Here is a 17,065-nt window from a genome sequence, read left to right on the forward strand (position 1 = left end):
CACGGCCTAAACCGTTGATTTACCTTTCACGCTACAGGTCTGCCTTTTGAGGCACACTGTATCGAAAAATCGCAAGATTCAAGTTATATCATTAGAACAAGAGAGTTGATAGATATCGCCGTTACGATTACGGTAAAACCGCGGCTTCCCCACGAATGTCGCGATAAAAACGAAAGCCCTAATTCTCATAAATGTTTGAAGGCCTCCGCTTTCGCATAGTCTTCGACTTTCGCGGCGCCCTTTTGCTTCTATAATAGGCCCCTGTCTATAAATCTAGTTACCTGTCTATCACCTCCCTTTTGCAAAAACATATGATAACGCATCTATATCGGGAGGGGTGTAGTTATTTGATTCTCGAGACGATTCGTCGCGATGAAGAATTGCAAAAGAAAGGTGCCGATCACTGCAGGAACGATTTGCAAGTAGTAGCCCCAAGGGGGAGACAAGGCCCCGCGGGGGCACGGGGACGGCGAGGACCTTCCGGGCCGCAGGGGCTGCCGGGCATTCCCGGGGCAGGGCTGCTGACCTTCTATAATTTCGTTCAAATTCCGAACCCGATGACGGCGGGCGGGCCGGCGATCGTCGTGCTCACGCCTCCGGCCGCGCCTGCGACAACGGGGCCCGAGGTGCAGGTCAGCAATCAATTTCTGGAGCTTCGCGGCATCGCCGCCAGCAGCCGAATCGTTTTGTCGGTCACCGTTGTTTGGGGTTTTTCCTTCGTCACGCTCCCCGCGCCCGAGGTGGCCGCCGGAACCCAGCGAATACAATTCAGCCTGTTTCGCGACGTACCGTTGACGGGACTGCGCATAGCCCAAATCATATCGGCCGGCACCGTGACGCAGATCAACACGGAAGGCACGGATACGACGACCGTGACCGGTACGTTCACGTCCTCCTTCAGCTGCACCGATTCGGGTTTGACGGGCGGGGCCAACTATTATTTGACGGCAGCCGCCGGTCCTTCCACCGGGATTAGCACGAATCTGATTACCATGGATCCTGAGCCTATCGGTACGTTTATGAATATCAACATCAGCGAAGTTCATATTAGCGGGAAGGTTATCGGACCTAACGCTGTCTAATCGACCAGGAGGTGTAAACCGTGCATTGCGCACCGCGCCGTAAAAAAAAGGTGTTAACCAAAAAATGCTGCACGCGTAAAATTAAAGTCATCGTCCGCCGCGGACCGAGAGGACCCGCTGGCCGCGTAGGACCAAGAGGTCCCGCCGGACCTGCGGGCCCTCAAGGCGTGCCCGGCCCGGCGGGAACCGGGCTGCTGTCCTCTTATGATTTTGTGGAAATACCGGATCCGATGGTTGCCGGCGGCCCGGCCATTACATCGGTTCCGCTGCCCGTTGCGCCTGCGACAGTCGGACCGGAGGTACAGGTTTCGGGCGAATTCGTAACGCTTGGCGGCATCGGTGCAGGAAGCCGGGTAGCGCTTAGCGCGACCGTCGTCTGGAGCTTTATGTTCTCAACCGCCACTCCCCAATTGGCGGTCGCGAGCCAAGTGATGCGATTCAGCATTTACCGCGACGCGGCAATAACGGGCACGCTGGTCGGGACGATCGTGGACGGCGGTACCGTTACGGAAATCAATACGGAGACCGGAACGACGGAAATTCTAGGCGTTTTCACGTCAGCGTTCACGATTACCGATACCGGCGCGCCGGGACCGTCGGCGAACTATTTTTTGACGGCTGCCGCCGGCCCGGCCTCCGGCTTCAGCGTCGCCGATGGACCTATGGGACCTATGCCGATTACGAATTTTAATAACCCGGTTATCACCGAGATCCATTTTAACGGCGAGGTTATAGGGCCGAATACGATCTAAGATATCGTGTCATTCGACTGAACTAAACAAACGGCCTTTCCCCTCGATCGCCGGATCGATGCGGGAGAGGCCGTTCCTCTTCCTTCGCCCCCTGAGCCGTGAATACCTCTGCAGCAATTCGCCAATCCTATCCACTAATGCTTGAAATGGATCTCCACTCGTCCGGGCATTCATCTACTAATGAGACTGCGGGGGCTTCATCATGTATTTGGTTACCAATGCTCTATTCTTTGCGGCTCTATTCGTCACCGGCGCGGCAAAAAAATGGAGAGCGCATTACGCTACGATGATCTATATCGCCTTTTGCAATCTTCTTTATAGCCTCTTGTGCGACGATTATTTGCTATGGTCGTTCCACCCGGCAATATTTAAGAATCACAAAACGATTGACCTGTTGAATACGTTCGTGTTGCTCCCTTCCACTACGCTCCTGTACTTAGTCTTTTACCCGACCCGCGGCAGCAGAAAGCTTGCGTATTACCTGTCATGGATTGCCGGCTTCTCGCTGCTGGAGTACGTCTGGAAGCGCTTCGGCTACATTACGTACGGCCACGGATGGAATTATTATTGGTCGGTCGCCTTTTACTTCGCGATGTTTTTCTCGCTCCGGCTCCATCATACGAAGCTTGCCCTGGCCTTGCTCTTTTCGGCGGTTACGGTCGTGCTGCTTCTTGTCGTGTTCAAGGTACCGGTCTTGAAATGATCGGTCAAGCCTTGCTTAACGCAGCCAATTTCCCCGATTCGGGGCAGGCTTATCCTCCGCCCTGACATACATCACGCGAAACGAGTGCTCCTTCCGGTCCCACAGCACGAAGCCTTCCTTGACGAGCAGATTGATCGCGTCCTTCACTTGGTCCTCCGTCCGCTGCGAGCGCTGGCTGACGTAGCCGACATCGATGCGGCACGGATCGTTGCGATAGGTGTTCCATAGGACGGTCAACACTTTGCGGGAGGTATCATCCAGCATGCCGCTTCACCAACTCGACGTCGATGATCCGGTCGATGAGGAAGACGCGCGGGGCGCTGGCCGTTAGGCAGTATGCCTTCACTCTGCCGCCTCCGACCGACTTGATCTCGATCGTACGGAAGGAAATATTCCGATTGCGGTTCATATAGATGATCTGGACGGTTCGGCCGACCAACGTTTCAAGCATGGGTCTTCACCTCGAATAAGAACGTTTGTTCTTATCATATGCCAAACGTGCGTTCGAGTTCCATGTTAATTTCATCCAGCCGAGTCGGGCAAATGATCGAAGAAGCTTGGCCCGCCTGCATACGATTCGCCCTTTCGAAGCAAAATAGAATGTCTTGCCAAACATAACCAAAAGGAGTGTTGAATGTGCGCGAAGGTTTGATTCCTGCCGTTCTCGGGACGGTCGTTACGGCTTCCGGTGCCACGCTGCTGAGGAGCAAGTATAAGCTTGCGGCAACCGGTATACTCGGCTTCGGTCTCGCTCATGTCATTCTTGGGGCGATCGACCTGGTGGAGCACCGGTAAGTTTGGCGAGATGAAGGAGGGAGGCTGCGCCCGCAGCCTCCCTCTCTTGCGTTCTTATTCGCTTGCCGCAAAGGCGTCCCGGTTCACCAAGTGCGCCGGCAGCTCGCCGGAGAGCCCTTGCAGCAAACTGTCCGCCGCGATTTCCGCCATCCGGGTCCGCGTCCGGATCGAAGCGCTCCCGATATGCGGAAGCGTGACGACGTTCGACAGCGTCAAGAGCGGATGATCGAGCTTGACCGGCTCCTCTTCGAAGACGTCAAGGCCCGCCGCCCATATCGTGCCGCTTGCCAGCGCGTCGTAAAGCGCCCGCTCGTCCACGATGCCGCCCCGGGCCGAATTGATCAGGATCGCCGACGGTTTCATGAGATTCAGCTCGCGCGCGCCGATCAAATTGCGGGTGTCCGGCGTCAATGGCGCCATGACGCACACAAAGTCGGAATGCGCGAGCAGATCGTCCTGCTCCGCGTATTCGATGGCCATGCTCTGCTCGGCCTCCCGCTTGCGGCTGCGGTTATGATACAGAACGCGCATGTCGAACCCTTTGGCCCTGCGGGCCAGCGCCTCGCCGATCCTCCCCATCCCGATAATGCCAAGGGTCGCCCCGTATACGTCCTGGCCGGTAAGCTGCATCGGCGACCAAGCCGACCACCCCCCCGCCCGTAAAAAATCGGAAGCTTCGACGATTCGGCGCGCGGCCGCCATGAGCAGCGCGAACGTCAAATCGGCCGTCGTCTCGGTCAGCACGCCCGGCGTATTCGCTACCATAATTCGTCTCCGGCTCGCTTCTTCGATATCGATGTTGTTAAAGCCGACCGCCATCGTGCTGACGACCTTCAAACGGGGAGCGCCGGCCAGCAGCCGCGAGTCGATCGCGTCCGTCAGCATGCAGTATAAGCCGTCGGCATCCCGAATTTTCTCCTCCAGCACCTCCCGCGGAACCGGGATATCCGCCTCCGGCCACATGTCGACTTCGCAAGCCTCGGCCAGCTTGCGCACCGCGTGCTCCGGTATCGTTCGCGTAATATAGATTTTTGCCTTCATCTCTTCCGATCACGTCCTATCGCTTTAGTCTCGCGCCCCGCTAGGGCGCCCTCGCGGTTTCGCCGCTCATTCGCAGCCGTCCATCGACTTTGCCGGACAACTTTGCGCATTATATTCCAATCTTTAGCCTATTCGCCTCCCGCATGCCTTTCTCCTCTCGCAACCATCCGAACGAATAAAACCGCCCCGTTTAAGCGCATCCTATTGGAATAATCCGACAATAAGGAGACTTACGCCATGCATACCGTTTGGAAAGGCGCGATCAGCTTCGGGCTTGTCCACGTCCCGGTCAAAATGTTTACGGCGACGGAGGACAAGGACATTCATTTCCGCAGCCTGCACAAGGAATGCGGGATGCCGATTTCCTACGCCAAAACATGCCGCCACTGCGATAAGGAAGTCGTTCCCGAGGATATCGTGAAAGGCTTCGAGTACGAGAAGGGCAAATACGTGATCGTCAAAGAAGAGGAGCTGGAGAGCATCAAGCCGGAATCCGCCAAAACGATTCATATTTTGGATTTCGTCGATTTAACGGATATCGATCCGATCTATTTCCAAAAAGCGTATTACCTGTCCCCCGACATGGCCGGCGGCGGCGCCTACAGCCTGCTCGTCGAGGCCATCCGAAAAACGGGCAAAATCGGCATCGCCAAAATCGCGATTCGCAGCAAAAGCAGCCTGGCCGCCATCCGGGTCGTCGAGAACTGTCTCTGCCTGGAGACGATGTTTTTCCCCGACGAGATCCGTTCCGTGTCCCAAGTGCCGAACTTGCCCGAGCAGCCCGCGGTGAACGAGAAGGAGCTGACGATGGCGACGATGCTGGTCGAGCAGCTCAGCGAGCCTTTCCAGCCCGACAAATATACCGACGACTACCGCAAGGCGCTGCTTGAATTGATCGAGCACAAAATCGCCGGCGAGAGCGTCGACATCGTGTCGGCGCCGGCCGCCGAAGCCCGTACGAACGTCATCGACCTGATGGCCGCGCTGCAAGCGAGCCTGGAAGCCGCGAAATCGCCGCCGCCCGCCGAGCAGCCCAAGCGGAAAAGAACAAGCAAAAAAACGAAGGACAATGTGTCTTGAGCCGCTCAAGCCGCCTCCTTCGAGCTATCGCATTTTGGGAGGTTGGCCATGGAACTCAAGCCCGTTTTTCCATTCGAGCCCGTAAGCGCGTCCGTTTCCCCCGAAGGAAGCAACTGGGTGGCGCAAATCAAATGGGACGGCGTCCGGATCCTGCTCTATTACGACGGCGGCGGGACGAGGCTGTTCAACCGGAAATTGAACGAGAGGACGCTGCAGTTTCCCGAATTTGCCGACATCGGCGCGTTCTGCAAAGCTCATTCCGTTATTCTGGACGGCGAAATGATCGCGTTCGATCAGAACAAGCCTTCGTTTCACGAAGTGATGAGAAGGGACAGCTTGAAGCAGGCGCACGGCATCGCGCAAGCCGTCTCCCGGATTCCGGTGACCTACATGGTGTTCGACGTATTGTTCTGCAACGGGGAATGGGTGACGGACCGGCCGCTCGAATACCGGCAAGCGCTGCTGGGGCAAATGATCGTTCCGCAAAGCCATGTGCAGCTCTCGCAAAATTTCGACGACGGCGAAGCCTTGTACGAATTGATGACACGGCATCGAATGGAGGGCGTCGTCTTCAAAGACCTCCGCAGCGCGTACGGCATCAACGGAAAAGACGGGCGCTGGAGAAAACGGAAGGTCAAGAAGGACCTCTACGCCGTCGTAGGCGGGGTTACATTCAGGCACGATACGGTGAACGCCCTGCTGCTCGGCCTCTATTCGGACGACCGGGAGCTGATTTACATCGGCCACGCCGGCACCGGCAAACTAACGCAAAAAGATTGGGCAGCCATTACCGAAGGCACCCGAAGAATGAAAGTACCCGATAGGCCTTTCCTTAACGAGCCGGCAAGGTCCAAGGAGGCGGTCTGGGTCAAGCCCGAAATCGCCGTAAAAGTCGAATTTCTCGAGCTCACGCCGGGCGGGACGATGCGTCACCCGAGCATTCAGGCCATCGTCGGCCTGAACGGCCGCGAATGTACGATCGATCAGTTGAAGGGGCTCTAGGCGAATGCCGCTCCATGCCAAATACCCAAGCCGAACGGGTCAATCGCGCATAAACTGCATTGTACGATGAAGCAAGGAGGTGTTACGATAATGTCCGGTCTCGTAGGTGGAGCTTTTACAAACACGGGTACAATTTTGGTACTTTTTATCCTTTTGGTGATTATTGCATGCAGCTGTGGGCTAGTAAGCCCTTACGGTAAAGGCTATTGATTTTGATTCTCCGGGCGGCGTATCCTCCGTTGCGCCGTATCCCGCGGGAAAAATCGGAAGGCTCATTTCGATGGGCCTTCTTTTTCGTTTCGAGCCCAATAGAGAAGCCTCCGATCAGGGAGGCTTCCGCTACGTGCGTTACTGCGTAGGCTGGCCGCTCGCGATCCTCAGCTCGTTCGCCAGCCGGTTGAACTCCTTCCGAGCCTCCGGAACGTCCGTCGCCATATAGGCCGCGCTCAAAAACCGAATGATTTTGTTGGCATCCTCCGCCGTCATAGGGCCGCTCACCTCCCCCGGTTCCTCTACTTCCGCTTCCTCCACGATATACGGGACGTTGAAATATTCGCATAAGCCGCGCGCCAGCTCCTCCGCGCACTCCGCGCGGTAAGCCCCGGACAGCAGCAGCGCCGCGTCCTCCCTGTTCGTCATAAACGCGCATTCGACGAGCACGGCCGGCATGACCGTATCGCGCAATACCGCGAAGCTGCCGCTCGTCTTCACGCCGCGGTTCGGGAGCGGGGTTCCGCCCGTCAAATGGCGGTGTATGATCTCGGCCGCCTTGCGTCCTTCCGCGCTGCCGGTATAGTAATACGTCTCCGTACCTCTTGCGCCGTTCCAGCCTCCGATCCCGAAAGCATTGGCGTGAATGCTGATATAGAAATCGGCGCCCGCCGTATTCGCGAGCCGAATCCTCGCATGGAGCGGCGTGTCCGCGTCGGTCGGGGCAACGGGCAGCGTGCGGAAGCCGCAGCGCCGCAGATGGGTATCCAGCATGGCCGCTACCGCCCGGTTGAATTCATTTTCCCTCATGAACGAGCCGTCAGGCAGCATAGGCGTGCGCTTCCCGGCCGTCTCCATGCCATGTCCGTCGCATATTGCGATGAGTTTGGCCATCCTCCTTCCTCCTTCCTTCTCTCTTATCAGCGTATTGCGCCCCCCGGCTATCGGTGAACCCGTCTTTGCAAAATCGGTCAACATTCGCGTATTTTTGAAACCGTACCGTCCATAAAAGCGTTAATACCGAATATACTTTCTGGAAAAGGCTAGGAGGCGATTCAAAGATGGAAACGTTTGGCAGAGGCTGCCTGTACATTATTTTGGGCATTGTTGCGGTCATGGCGTTAGCCTTCATCGTAGGTGGCACGATCACGATTCCGTGGTACATTCTCATTCCCCTGATCATTCTCGCGTTTTGGGCCGCATCCAAAAAAAACAAATGAAAATCCGGCTGCCGGATACGCTCGTCTATCCGGCCGCCGCAATAGAGCCGGCGTTCTCGCTTTTCGCGCCTGCTCTCTTTTTTTTGAGGCAGCCTCCCCGTCAGTCCAGCAGCACGGCTCTTGCCGACGCGTCCCAGCTTGCCGTCATGCCGATTACGGCCGCCAAATCGCGGATTGGCACGTAGCCGGTCGATTCCGACAAAACCGTCACCAGCGCCTGCCCGTTCACCGTTGCCTGCTTCGTTGCCGCCACCCAGTCGATTTCCGCGCCGAGCGCCTCCCCCAGCAGCCTCGCCGGCACCCAAGTTACGCCGCGAAGCAGGTAGCCGTCCGTCATGACCAGGCCGTCATGAAGCACGGCGACGGACTCGGCTTCCTCCAGCATCGACGGGTTCGGCACTTTTTTGGTGCCCGCCGCATCGTACCTCTTAAGCCCATACCGCTGCATGATCGATTTCAGCTTGGAGGCGTAAGCGGGGTCCGTTGCGTAGCCGCTTGCCTGCAGCATATCCGCCTGCTGCTCGGGCGTCATCGACCGGCGGACGCGATCGTATCGCGGGTTGGCCAGCAGCAGGTCCGAATCCTTATAGAAGTGATAGACGCTTTTGTAAGCGCGGAACGCGGCTCTCGTACTCGCGTTTCGTCCGTCGACGTACTCCCATGTGCCCTTCACGACCGCTTGCCCCTGCCAGTAAGCATTGACCTGCCCGCTTCCGACCTTAATGCCGCCCAAGTTGTTCCAGGAATGAATGACGCCGCCGGTTTCGAGCAGGTTTTGCGCAAGCCGAACGGAAGGAAACATCGTCGAACCTTCCCTTCGGACACGTATGACCGTAGGCGCCAATTTCGCGAAAAATTGATCTCTCGTCAGTGCAGCCATCTTCCTTCTCCTTCCCGCCAACGATTAAGGCATGTAATCTCAGGCTTTCCTTACTTAATTTATGCGGCGGACGCCCGAGGGGCAACGGACAAATCGGCATATATCCCGCCAACCGTGACGATGAGCGGGTCGAGGGAACGGCGCACGGACTTCCCTCGCCCTCGCGACGAGCGGCATACGCACGAAAAGGCCGGCCTAGCGGATCGCAAGATTCCGTTAAGCCAGCCCTCTGCCCAATCTATAATTGCTCCCGCATGCCGTAGAAGCGGCGCGTATTTGCCAGCAGACGCCTGCCCGTCTCCTCGGCGGGGAGCCCCCTCAGCGCCGCGATACGGCTCGCCGCGTCGGCAGCCATCTCCGGCCGCGTCGCACGGCCCGCGTAGGGACCTTCGAAGGGCCACGGCCCGTCCGTCTCCACCATCATCAGCTCGAGCGGATAGCGTTCCGCGATCGGCCGGATCTCGTCCTCGTAGGCGACGTCCGGCGTAACCGAGATCATGTAGCCGCTGCGCGCCATGCGTCGCATGACTGATTCGCTTCCCTTGAACCAATGGAAGTGGGCGCGCCGGACGCCGTTCCTCTCCAATAAATCGCACGCCTTGTCCGCGTCCTCGTACACCGCGTGGAGCACGATCGGACGATCCAGCTCCGAAGCGAGCGCCGCGAACCGGTCCAGCAGCTCCAAATAAGGCTCCTCGTCGAAGCGCCCGCCGGCTGCCTCCGCCTCCGTCCGCGTATAGTACGGAAGTCCGACTTCGCCGATCGCGAACCGTTCCCCCGCCTCGTGCCGCTCGCGGATCCATGCGAACAGCCGGTCGATCTCCTCCGCCGGCGGAATCGGCTGTTCCGGATGAAAACCGTATGCGGGGTGAACGCGTCCGGGGAAGCGCTGCGCAAGCGCCCGGTTCGCCTCGGAGGAAGCCAGATGCATCGACACCGCCACGACGGCCTCGACGCCGCGCGAGAAAGCGTCCTCGAGCAGCCCGGCGCGATCCTCCTCCGCATACAAATCTATGTGTACATGCGCGTCTATGCATAGCGCCTTTGCGTTGTCCGCCATCGTCCATCCTCCTAAAGTTTTGCACAGCAAAACGGCTTCGTAAGCATGGGCTAAAGTTTTGCGCAGCAAAACGGCTTCGTAAGCACGGGCTAAAGTTTTGCGCAGCAAAACGGCTTCGTTAACCTTTGGCTTCGTTTTACGCGCGCTTACGGCTGCCTCAACAGCTCGTAAATTCGCTGCTTCATCGCATTGAACGCCGGTTCGGTCCAAAGCGCTTCGCGGCGCGGCCGCGGGAAGGGAACCGCGAATTCCTCCAGCACGGCGGCCGGTGAAGCCGACAGCACGATGACGCGGTCGGACAAATAGAGCGCTTCTTCGATGCTATGCGTTACAAGCAGCACCGATCTTCGGCTCTCCTCCCAGATGGACGTGAGCCACTGCTGCATCTGCAGCCGGGTGAGCGCGTCCAAGGCGCCGAACGGCTCGTCGAGCAGCATGAGCGGCTGCGGCGCGAGCAGCGCCCGCAAGAACGACACCCGCTGCGTCATGCCGCCGGACAGCACATGCGGGTAAGCATCCGCGTATTCGCCTAGTCCGATCCGCGCAAGCCACTCTTTCGTCTCCCGCTTGGCCGTCCGACGGTCCAGGCCCGATATCGTCAGCGACAGCTCGATATTGCCGGCGACGGTCCGCCACGGCAGCAGCGCCGATTGCTGCGGCACGTACGAGATGTGGCCGCGCTCGCCCGTCGTCTTTTTGCCGCCGATCCATACTTCGCCTTCCGTAGGCGGCTCCAGTCCGCCGATAATTTTGAACAGCGTCGTCTTGCCGCTTCCCGATGGCCCCACGATCGAGACGAATTCCCCTTTACCGACCGAAACCGACAAGCCCCCGAGAACCTCCTTGGCGGCGTCCCCATTGCCGAACCGCTTCCGGATCCGCTCCGCCTTCAGCGCCATGCGGTCATCCGCCGTACCAGTATGCATAACTTTGCCTCCTCAAAGGTTTGCACAGCAAACCTTGCTTCGTAAGCATCTGCTTAGGTTTGCGAAGCAAACCTTGCTTCGTAAGCATCTGCTTAGGTTTGCGAAGCAAACCTTGCTACGTAAGCATCTGCTTAGGTTTGCGCAGCAAACCTTACTTCGTAAGCTCGCCGCTTCCGGGCCGCCAGCGAATGAGCAAGCGCTCCGCCAGCGCGACCAGTCCGAACAACAGCAGGCTGAGCGTCACGATGATAATTACCGCCGCGTAGACGCGGTCGGGCTGGAAGCCTTTGGACGAGATCAGCATGAACGCCCCCAGCCCCTTGTTCGTGCCGAGCCATTCCGCCACGACGGCGCTAAGCACGCTGTACGATGCGGCGATCTTCAGGCCGGAGAACAAATGGACGATCGCATGCGGCAGCTCCAGCCGCCAGAACAGCTGCCACTTGCCGGTGCCGATCATCCGGAAGTAGTCGCGCAGCTGCGGATCCGGGTTTTCGAGCCCGCTCAGCATAGCGATCGTAATCGGGAAGAAGCAAACCATCCCGACGAGAATCGCCTTCGGCAGCAGCCCCCAGCCGAGCAGCATCGTCAGAATCGGCGCGATCGCGACGATCGGGACGTTCTGCGACAGCACGAGCAGCGGGTAGGCGACGTTGCGCAGCCACGGGATTAAATGCAGCAAAGCGGCGAGCCCGAAGCCCGCCGCCGATCCTCCCGCGAAGCCGATCAGCATCAGCCGCACCGTCGCTCCCGTATGGTCCATTAACCGCGGCCAGACGGCAATCGCCTCCTGCACGATCGATACGGGCGCCGGAAGCAGCCACGGATCGATGCCGCCCCATGTGACCGCCGCCTGCCAAAGCGCGAGAAGCGCCGCCAGCGTGACGGCCGGCGGCCAAATCTTCGCCCATAAGTTTCGCTTATTGCCCATCGGGGTATTTCTCGAGCAGCCGTCCCATCGAAGCGCCGCTGCCCGGATTGTAATAAATTTTCACCTGCGAGATGACGGACGGGCAGCCCATCTCCGCCATCGCCTCGCTCATCGTCCGCACGACGCCGAGCAGATGGCCGAGCTCGCCCTCCATCGTCGTCTCCAGCGGCGCGACGCGGTAAGGCACGCCCGCCGCTTTAATAATGTCGATCGCGCGGTCGACGTAAGGAATGACGCTCTCGCCTCCGGGCGTCGTCGGCAAAATTTGAATGCTTACCAATGCGTTTGCCACCTAGATCCCCCATTTCCTAAAGTTCGATAACGCCGGCCGTTACTCCGGCAAAAACTCGTTCGTGAACGCCTTCTCCGCCTCCAGCTCCTTCTCGAGCAGCTTGTGCTCGAACATCCAGTCGGCGTAATTTTCCCATACGCTCAGCTTCTGTTCACCCCAACGAGGCGCGTCGTCCTGGTATTTCGGGCTGAGCCATTTCTGGCTGGCGCGCACGAGCTCGGCGTTGAGATCCGGCTCGGCCTTGATCAGCACTTCCGCCGCGTCCTCTGGATGATCGATCGCGTATTGATACCCTTTCGCCGCGGCCGCCGTGAACGCCTTAACGAGCTCCGGCTTGTCCTTGATCAGCGTTTCGTTCGTCGCCAGCACCGGCGTATAGTAATCCAGCTTGTCGCTGTAATCGGTCAAATAAACCATATTGATTTTCTCGCCGCGAAGCTCCGCTTCCACCCCGGTCCACGCGTAATAAATCCACGCGAAATCGATGTCCCGCTTAACCGCCGTGAAGAAGTCGCTGTCGCCGATGCTTACGATGTTCACTTTGCCGACGTCCGCGCCTCGCTCCTGCATGAGCGAGGCGATGACCGCTTCCTCGACGGGAGCGCCCCAGCCGCCGTACGACTTGCCCTCGAACTTCTCCGGCGCGTCGATCCCCTTCGCGAGCGGCGAAGCGAAGCCGGACGTATTATGCTGAATGACCGCCGCGATCGACACGAGCGGCACGCCCGCGATGCGGGCCATCGTAATCGACTCCTGATAGCTTACGCCGAACTGCACCTCGCCCGAGGCGACCATCTGATCGGCTCCGCTTTGGCCGGGCTGAATAATTTCGACGTCGAGGCCCTGCTCCTCGAAAAACCCTTTATCCCTGGCGACGTAAAGTCCGGTATGATTCGTATTCGGCGTCCAGTCCAGCACGACCTGCACCTTCTCGAGCGGCTTGCCCGCTCCCCCTTCCTGCTCCTGCCCGTTCCCGCTTGCGGCCGGCGCGTTATTGCCGCCGTTTCCGCCGCAGCCGGCCAGCGCCAAAGCCATGACGAGCATGGCGGCGGCGATTCTCCATGACGCTTGTCCTGCTTTCAACCGCTTCATGATGCCTGTTTCCCCTCTCCGTACCTCTATTTGTCGTAAGCTGACGACGCCCCGGCCATATCCGGTTCGATCACCTAATAAAAAAAAGCGCCCTCCCGATCCGGAGGACGCCATGCATTCGGCTGCGCGGCTGCCCGCATAAGCAATAGACTCGGCCGCTTCGACCGGGTCCGCTTGCGCGAACAAAGCTTTTTGTCCCTACGCTGGCATTACCCAGATCAGGTTAACGGGTCGGAATTGTGCTGCTCATTCCCTCTCAGCCGGCTTTACCAGCTCCCCGGAACATATTCGGTTTCGTCAACAAGGTCAATTGTATAGCAAAACCGGTCCAAAAGGCCAGCATTATTTTGGCGGCGACGCCGATGCGGCTTTCCGCCTGCGACCGAACGCGAGCAACCAAGAGGATGCGGGCCCGCCCGCCGCCTCGATCTCTACGCCGGTCAAGCCGGCAAGCCGGTAAAGCTTCTTGATTCGCCGCTTGCTGTACAAGCGGCTCTCGAAGCGGCCGAGCAGCCAGCCGTTCGGCTTCAGCGAGCAGGCAAGCCGCTTCAGCGCCCGCGGCTTGCCGTACGCGCGGGCGCGGCCCGCGATAATGCCGTCCAGCCACGCGGCCTCAATCGGCCGCGCGCGCCGCCCGTTCGGGCGGAACACCGTAATGCCGGCCGCCCGCGCCACGTCCGCCGCCTTCGAGGACGGCTCCGAGCCGTACCATGCCGCCCCCGGAAACAGCTTCTTCAGCTGCAGCAGCGACGCCCCGCAGCCGCAGCCGATCTGCATAATGGCGCGTTCGCCGCGCATATAGCCATGCGACGCCCGCTCGAGCATCGCGCGGATATCCGGTTCTCCATCCGCGGCCGCGCAAGGGGAGAAGCCCCATTTTTGCCTGAACAAGGATGCGTCGGCACGAGGCTCCGGGCCGTCTTCCCCTTGATGAACGTAAACATCGCCGCAGTATAGGAGCGCATAGCCGGCCAGCCGCAGCCGCAGCCCGAAATCGATATCCGCGCAGCGGGCGCCGGCGAAGCGCTCGTCGAACGGTCCGGCCTTCCCGTAAGCGGACCTGCGCAGAAGCAGGCACGAGCCGTCAAGCGCCAGCCGCTCCTCCCGCTTCGACCGGTCGGGGACGGCATGCAGCGCGGAGGCGGCAAGCTCCAGCTCCTCCTCGGTTTCATAGGCGACCGGCAGGCGCCCTCCCGCATTGCGGCTCGTCGCCGGGCCGGCCGCGCCGACTCGCGGATCGCCCAGCAGGCCTCGCTGCAAGGCGTCAAGCCAGCCCGGCGTAACGGCCGCGTGCCGGTCCAGCAGCGCGACGAGCTCGCCGGATGCCGCCGCGATCCCGCGATTGCGCGCCTTCGCCGTCCCTTCGTTGCAACCGCTCTCTATTACGGCGGCTCCGATTTCGCGAAGCGCCCGCGCCGCCGCGCCCCCGTTAACGACGGCGATCAGCTCGGTACCGCTTCGGTCCGTATGCCGCCGCACGCGCTCCACGCACCGCATCGCGCTCTCCGGTTCGCCGCCGGCCATTACAATGACGCTTGTCATGCCGATCCTCGCATCGCTCACGCGAATCCCCCTCAAGCCAGGCTATCTCCATAAACTATGTTCGAACAGCCGGTCCGGTGAGCGTTCGCCGCCTATAATACACCATAAACTAGGATGTCTTAGTCTTAGCCTTATACTTCTTCCTGACGCCGACCAGAAGCATGAGCAGGGGCAGCGCCACCTGGAACAGCGGCACGACCTTCAGCGTAATGTCGAGGCCGATCCAAATATGGTACGTATTGTTCGGTTCGAGGAACGAAGAGCCGTAAATGAGTAGGCCGATCGGCATGACGCAATAGCGGTACGCGATGCCCGTCACGGCATTGACGCTGAAGACCGACGCCATGTACAGCGCCGTCATCTTCACGTACAAGCCGATGAACAGCAGCAGCGTGACGATGACGTCAAGCCTCTCGAGGAAGTTGGCCAGCCTGATGAGCTGGACGACCTCGAGAAGCGGCAGCGAAGATACCGAGGCCAGCTCCGGCCCGAGTACGGACATGATGACGACGTTCATCATGATGAGGAATATCGATACGCCCGTCTGCGACCAGTACGTGATGCGGCCGATCTCCTTCTTCTCGGCGACGTATTTCCAGAAGACGAGCATAATGACGATTTGGCCGAACGGAAAGGAGAGCAGATCGGGGAACGCGGCTCTCCATACCGGCGCGAAGCCGTTCTCCAGCACGGGGCGCAAATGATGAATGTCGGGCAGCCCGGTTATGAGCAGCAGCAACAAGACGAGCGCATAGCTGACCGCCGCGATCGGGAACAGCAGCTGTCCGACCCGGACGAACACCTCAAGCCCCTTGCTGACCGTATAGGCGGACGCGAGCAGAATAAGCAGCATGACGATCCATTTCGGCGTTAAAGTCAGGAGCGCCATCGACGTCAGCTCGCCCACGTCCCTTACGTTGCGCATCGATTCGTACGCGAACCAGCAGGCGTGGAGCAGCCCGACGGCCCCGCCGAGCCACTTGCCGAAATGCATCATGTACAGCTCGGACAGCCCCGCTTCCGGCGCGCGCTTATGGATGCGAAGGTACATGACGGTAAGCAGCAGCCCGGCGGCGGCGGCAAGCGTCATGGCGATCCAGGCGTCCTGCTTCGCCTTGATGCCGAGCTCGAACAGCGGCGTGCTGCCGATCAGGAAAACAATGATGAGTATCGACATCTGCCTTTTCCCGATTTGCTGCATACCGTCCCTCCTATTCCGGCTACGAACGCGCCTTCTTCTGCGTTTTTTTGAACCCGCTTCCGCTCATGCCGGTCGTGCCCACCTTCATGCGGACCGACAGCCGCGCGTCCATCCGGGAGAACTCCTCCGGCCAGTCGTCCTTCATGCTCTTCCATGCCTTGCTGTCGTTCTGCCGAATGCTGCCGCCGAAGCCGACGACATCCGTCTTGTGCTTACGGACGGCCTGCCAGCCGAGTTCCATCTCCCGCTTGATTTCTTCCTCGATCGCCTTCTCGACCTTCCCGACGTCGCCCGGCTTCGTCAAATCCCCTTCGCAATTGTATTCCATCAGCGTCCCTTCGGCGTCGACCGCCACGTGCATGACCCACTTGCCGCCCGACTTCTCGGGGCGAAGCTTCGTCTTCGCGCGCGTAACGAGCACGGAGGACTCCTTCAGCCCCTTGTCGTCCTCCCTGCACGAGAAGGCGACCGTCGCCCGTTTGATATGGCCGGCCAGCCACATGACGCCGCGGCTCTCCGATTTCGAAATCCAGCCGACCAGCCTATCCTTGTCGATGAGCCCAAGGTCGTTCAGCCTTACCTTGGACGGCGTATTCGTGCGGCTGAGCTTGTCCGCCTGATCCAGGCTCTCGCTCGAACCCGCGACCGTCAGGCTCGGGATGCCGGTCGCCTGCGACGCCCCGAGCAGGTCGAACAGCACGTCGTGCATCGTCATTTCCCGGAAGACGGAGCTGTTCGCCTCCTCGTTGGCAATCATCCGCTGAATGGCCGCGCCCGGTATTTTCTCGAGCGGGATGAGCTGCTCGAGCATGCGCCTCGCGCTTCCCTTTGCCAGGAAAACGCTGACCGTCTCGCGCGAATCGGCGTTTCGCAGATAGACGTCGAACAGCTGCTCCAGGCCGCTCCGAGCCGCCTCCTGGCTAATAATAACGATCTGATTGTGCGCAAAATAGAGCCTCCTCGACGTCTCCTGGCTCGCCCTGCTGATCGCCGACCTGAAGCTGTCTCCCGTGGTCGAGAACACGTTGACGGCGGCCGCCGAGCTCGGCGTGCCGACGTTACCCGATATCGCCTGCGGAATGACGACCTGGTACGAAATTTGCCATTTGCCTTCTTTCAAGTCGACCCCCGTCGCCGAGACGATCCCGATCTCGTTCAGCTCGACCCGGTTCCAGCAGCCGCCGGCCGGGAGAGCAAGCACAATCGCCAGGAACAGCTTGAACAGCTTGCCTATACTCACCGCTATCGCTCCCTTA

General features: G+C 59.6%; 20 protein-coding genes and 1 riboswitch. Of the genes, 7 read left to right on the forward strand and 13 right to left on the reverse strand.

Annotated features, from left to right (window positions below; all coding sequences use genetic code 11):
* Positions 1 to 347 precede the first annotated feature (347 nt).
* The 3 genes from IDH41_RS22735 (at position 348) to IDH41_RS22745 (ending at position 2,537) form a co-directional block, all read left to right on the forward strand.
* The gene (locus IDH41_RS22735) at positions 348 to 1,082 is read left to right on the forward strand and encodes a collagen-like protein (RefSeq protein ID WP_190865187.1); all 735 of its coding nucleotides are present in this window, start codon (positions 348 to 350) and stop codon (positions 1,080 to 1,082) included.
* Between the two features lie 20 nt (positions 1,083 to 1,102).
* Positions 1,103 to 1,834 carry a collagen-like protein gene (locus tag IDH41_RS22740; RefSeq protein WP_190865189.1) on the forward strand — a complete coding sequence of 244 codons (732 nt, stop codon included), beginning with the start codon at positions 1,103 to 1,105 and terminating at the stop codon, positions 1,832 to 1,834.
* Between the two features lie 202 nt (positions 1,835 to 2,036).
* The gene (locus IDH41_RS22745; protein ID WP_190865191.1) at positions 2,037 to 2,537 is read left to right on the forward strand and encodes a CBO0543 family protein; all 501 of its coding nucleotides are present in this window, start codon (positions 2,037 to 2,039) and stop codon (positions 2,535 to 2,537) included.
* 15 nt (positions 2,538 to 2,552) lie between these two features.
* Here the strand turns inward: IDH41_RS22745 and IDH41_RS22750 are convergent, their stop codons facing one another.
* Together IDH41_RS22750 and IDH41_RS22755 are read right to left on the reverse strand one after the other, a co-directional pair.
* On the reverse strand, positions 2,553 to 2,801 hold the full coding sequence (locus IDH41_RS22750) for a hypothetical protein (protein ID WP_190865193.1): 249 nt from the start codon (positions 2,799 to 2,801) through the stop codon (positions 2,553 to 2,555).
* Positions 2,791 to 2,988 (reverse strand): hypothetical protein, encoded by a 198-nt coding sequence (locus IDH41_RS22755; protein WP_190865195.1) that lies wholly within the window; start codon positions 2,986 to 2,988, stop codon positions 2,791 to 2,793. The genes IDH41_RS22750 and IDH41_RS22755 overlap by 11 nt, the downstream gene beginning before the upstream one ends.
* A 185-nt stretch (positions 2,989 to 3,173) precedes the next feature.
* Between IDH41_RS22755 and IDH41_RS22760 the strand changes: the two genes are divergently transcribed.
* Entirely contained in the window at positions 3,174 to 3,332 is a 159-nt protein-coding gene (locus tag IDH41_RS22760) for an asparagine synthase (protein ID WP_190865196.1), read from the forward strand.
* A 54-nt stretch (positions 3,333 to 3,386) separates the two neighbouring features.
* Here the strand turns inward: IDH41_RS22760 and IDH41_RS22765 are convergent, their stop codons facing one another.
* Positions 3,387 to 4,373, reverse strand: coding sequence for a 2-hydroxyacid dehydrogenase (locus tag IDH41_RS22765; RefSeq protein WP_190865198.1), 987 nt, complete (start codon positions 4,371 to 4,373; stop codon positions 3,387 to 3,389).
* Between the two features lie 237 nt (positions 4,374 to 4,610).
* Here IDH41_RS22765 and ku point away from each other — a divergent pair, with 237 nt between their 5' ends.
* Together ku and IDH41_RS22775 are read left to right on the forward strand one after the other, a co-directional pair.
* On the forward strand, positions 4,611 to 5,453 hold the full coding sequence (gene ku, locus IDH41_RS22770) for a non-homologous end joining protein Ku (RefSeq protein WP_190865200.1): 843 nt from the start codon (positions 4,611 to 4,613) through the stop codon (positions 5,451 to 5,453).
* A gap of 48 nt (positions 5,454 to 5,501) precedes the next feature.
* The gene (locus tag IDH41_RS22775; RefSeq protein WP_190865202.1) at positions 5,502 to 6,455 is read left to right on the forward strand and encodes an ATP-dependent DNA ligase; all 954 of its coding nucleotides are present in this window, start codon (positions 5,502 to 5,504) and stop codon (positions 6,453 to 6,455) included.
* A 348-nt stretch (positions 6,456 to 6,803) separates the two neighbouring features.
* On the opposite strand, the gene IDH41_RS22780 is transcribed toward IDH41_RS22775, so the two are convergent.
* On the reverse strand, positions 6,804 to 7,559 hold the full coding sequence (locus IDH41_RS22780; protein ID WP_190865204.1) for an N-acetylmuramoyl-L-alanine amidase family protein: 756 nt from the start codon (positions 7,557 to 7,559) through the stop codon (positions 6,804 to 6,806).
* A gap of 167 nt (positions 7,560 to 7,726) precedes the next feature.
* Between IDH41_RS22780 and IDH41_RS22785 the strand changes: the two genes are divergently transcribed.
* Positions 7,727 to 7,885, forward strand: coding sequence for a hypothetical protein (locus IDH41_RS22785; protein WP_190865206.1), 159 nt, complete (start codon positions 7,727 to 7,729; stop codon positions 7,883 to 7,885).
* A 100-nt stretch (positions 7,886 to 7,985) separates the two neighbouring features.
* On the opposite strand, the gene IDH41_RS22790 is transcribed toward IDH41_RS22785, so the two are convergent.
* From IDH41_RS22790 to IDH41_RS22830, 9 genes are all read right to left on the reverse strand, one after another.
* Positions 7,986 to 8,765 (reverse strand): glucosaminidase domain-containing protein, encoded by a 780-nt coding sequence (locus IDH41_RS22790; protein WP_190865208.1) that lies wholly within the window; start codon positions 8,763 to 8,765, stop codon positions 7,986 to 7,988.
* 238 nt (positions 8,766 to 9,003) lie between these two features.
* Complete coding sequence (locus IDH41_RS22795; RefSeq protein WP_190865210.1) at positions 9,004 to 9,825, reverse strand: TatD family hydrolase; 822 nt, start codon at positions 9,823 to 9,825, stop codon at positions 9,004 to 9,006.
* A 146-nt stretch (positions 9,826 to 9,971) separates the two neighbouring features.
* Entirely contained in the window at positions 9,972 to 10,751 is a 780-nt protein-coding gene (locus IDH41_RS22800) for an ABC transporter ATP-binding protein (protein WP_223829979.1), read from the reverse strand.
* Between the two features lie 151 nt (positions 10,752 to 10,902).
* Positions 10,903 to 11,682, reverse strand: a complete 780-nt coding sequence (locus tag IDH41_RS22805) for an ABC transporter permease (protein ID WP_190865212.1) — start codon at positions 11,680 to 11,682, stop codon at positions 10,903 to 10,905.
* Positions 11,672 to 11,974: a thiamine-binding protein gene (locus IDH41_RS22810; RefSeq protein ID WP_190865214.1), complete on the reverse strand. Its 303-nt coding sequence runs from the start codon at positions 11,972 to 11,974 to the stop codon at positions 11,672 to 11,674. The genes IDH41_RS22805 and IDH41_RS22810 overlap by 11 nt, the downstream gene beginning before the upstream one ends.
* A 39-nt stretch (positions 11,975 to 12,013) precedes the next feature.
* Positions 12,014 to 13,066 (reverse strand): ABC transporter substrate-binding protein, encoded by a 1,053-nt coding sequence (locus tag IDH41_RS22815; RefSeq protein ID WP_190865216.1) that lies wholly within the window; start codon positions 13,064 to 13,066, stop codon positions 12,014 to 12,016.
* A gap of 178 nt (positions 13,067 to 13,244) precedes the next feature.
* Positions 13,245 to 13,356: riboswitch (TPP riboswitch) on the reverse strand.
* Positions 13,357 to 13,408: 52 nt separating this feature from the next.
* The gene (locus tag IDH41_RS22820) at positions 13,409 to 14,629 is read right to left on the reverse strand and encodes a glycosyltransferase (RefSeq protein WP_190865218.1); all 1,221 of its coding nucleotides are present in this window, start codon (positions 14,627 to 14,629) and stop codon (positions 13,409 to 13,411) included.
* Positions 14,630 to 14,717: 88 nt separating this feature from the next.
* Positions 14,718 to 15,809: a GerAB/ArcD/ProY family transporter gene (locus IDH41_RS22825; protein ID WP_190865219.1), complete on the reverse strand. Its 1,092-nt coding sequence runs from the start codon at positions 15,807 to 15,809 to the stop codon at positions 14,718 to 14,720.
* A gap of 19 nt (positions 15,810 to 15,828) precedes the next feature.
* Positions 15,829 to 17,049, reverse strand: coding sequence for a Ger(x)C family spore germination protein (locus tag IDH41_RS22830; RefSeq protein ID WP_190865220.1), 1,221 nt, complete (start codon positions 17,047 to 17,049; stop codon positions 15,829 to 15,831).
* Positions 17,050 to 17,065 lie beyond the last annotated feature (16 nt).

It is taken from the genome of Paenibacillus arenilitoris (genome assembly GCF_014705655.1).
Taxonomy (GTDB): Bacteria; Bacillota; Bacilli; order Paenibacillales; family Paenibacillaceae; genus Pristimantibacillus; species Pristimantibacillus arenilitoris.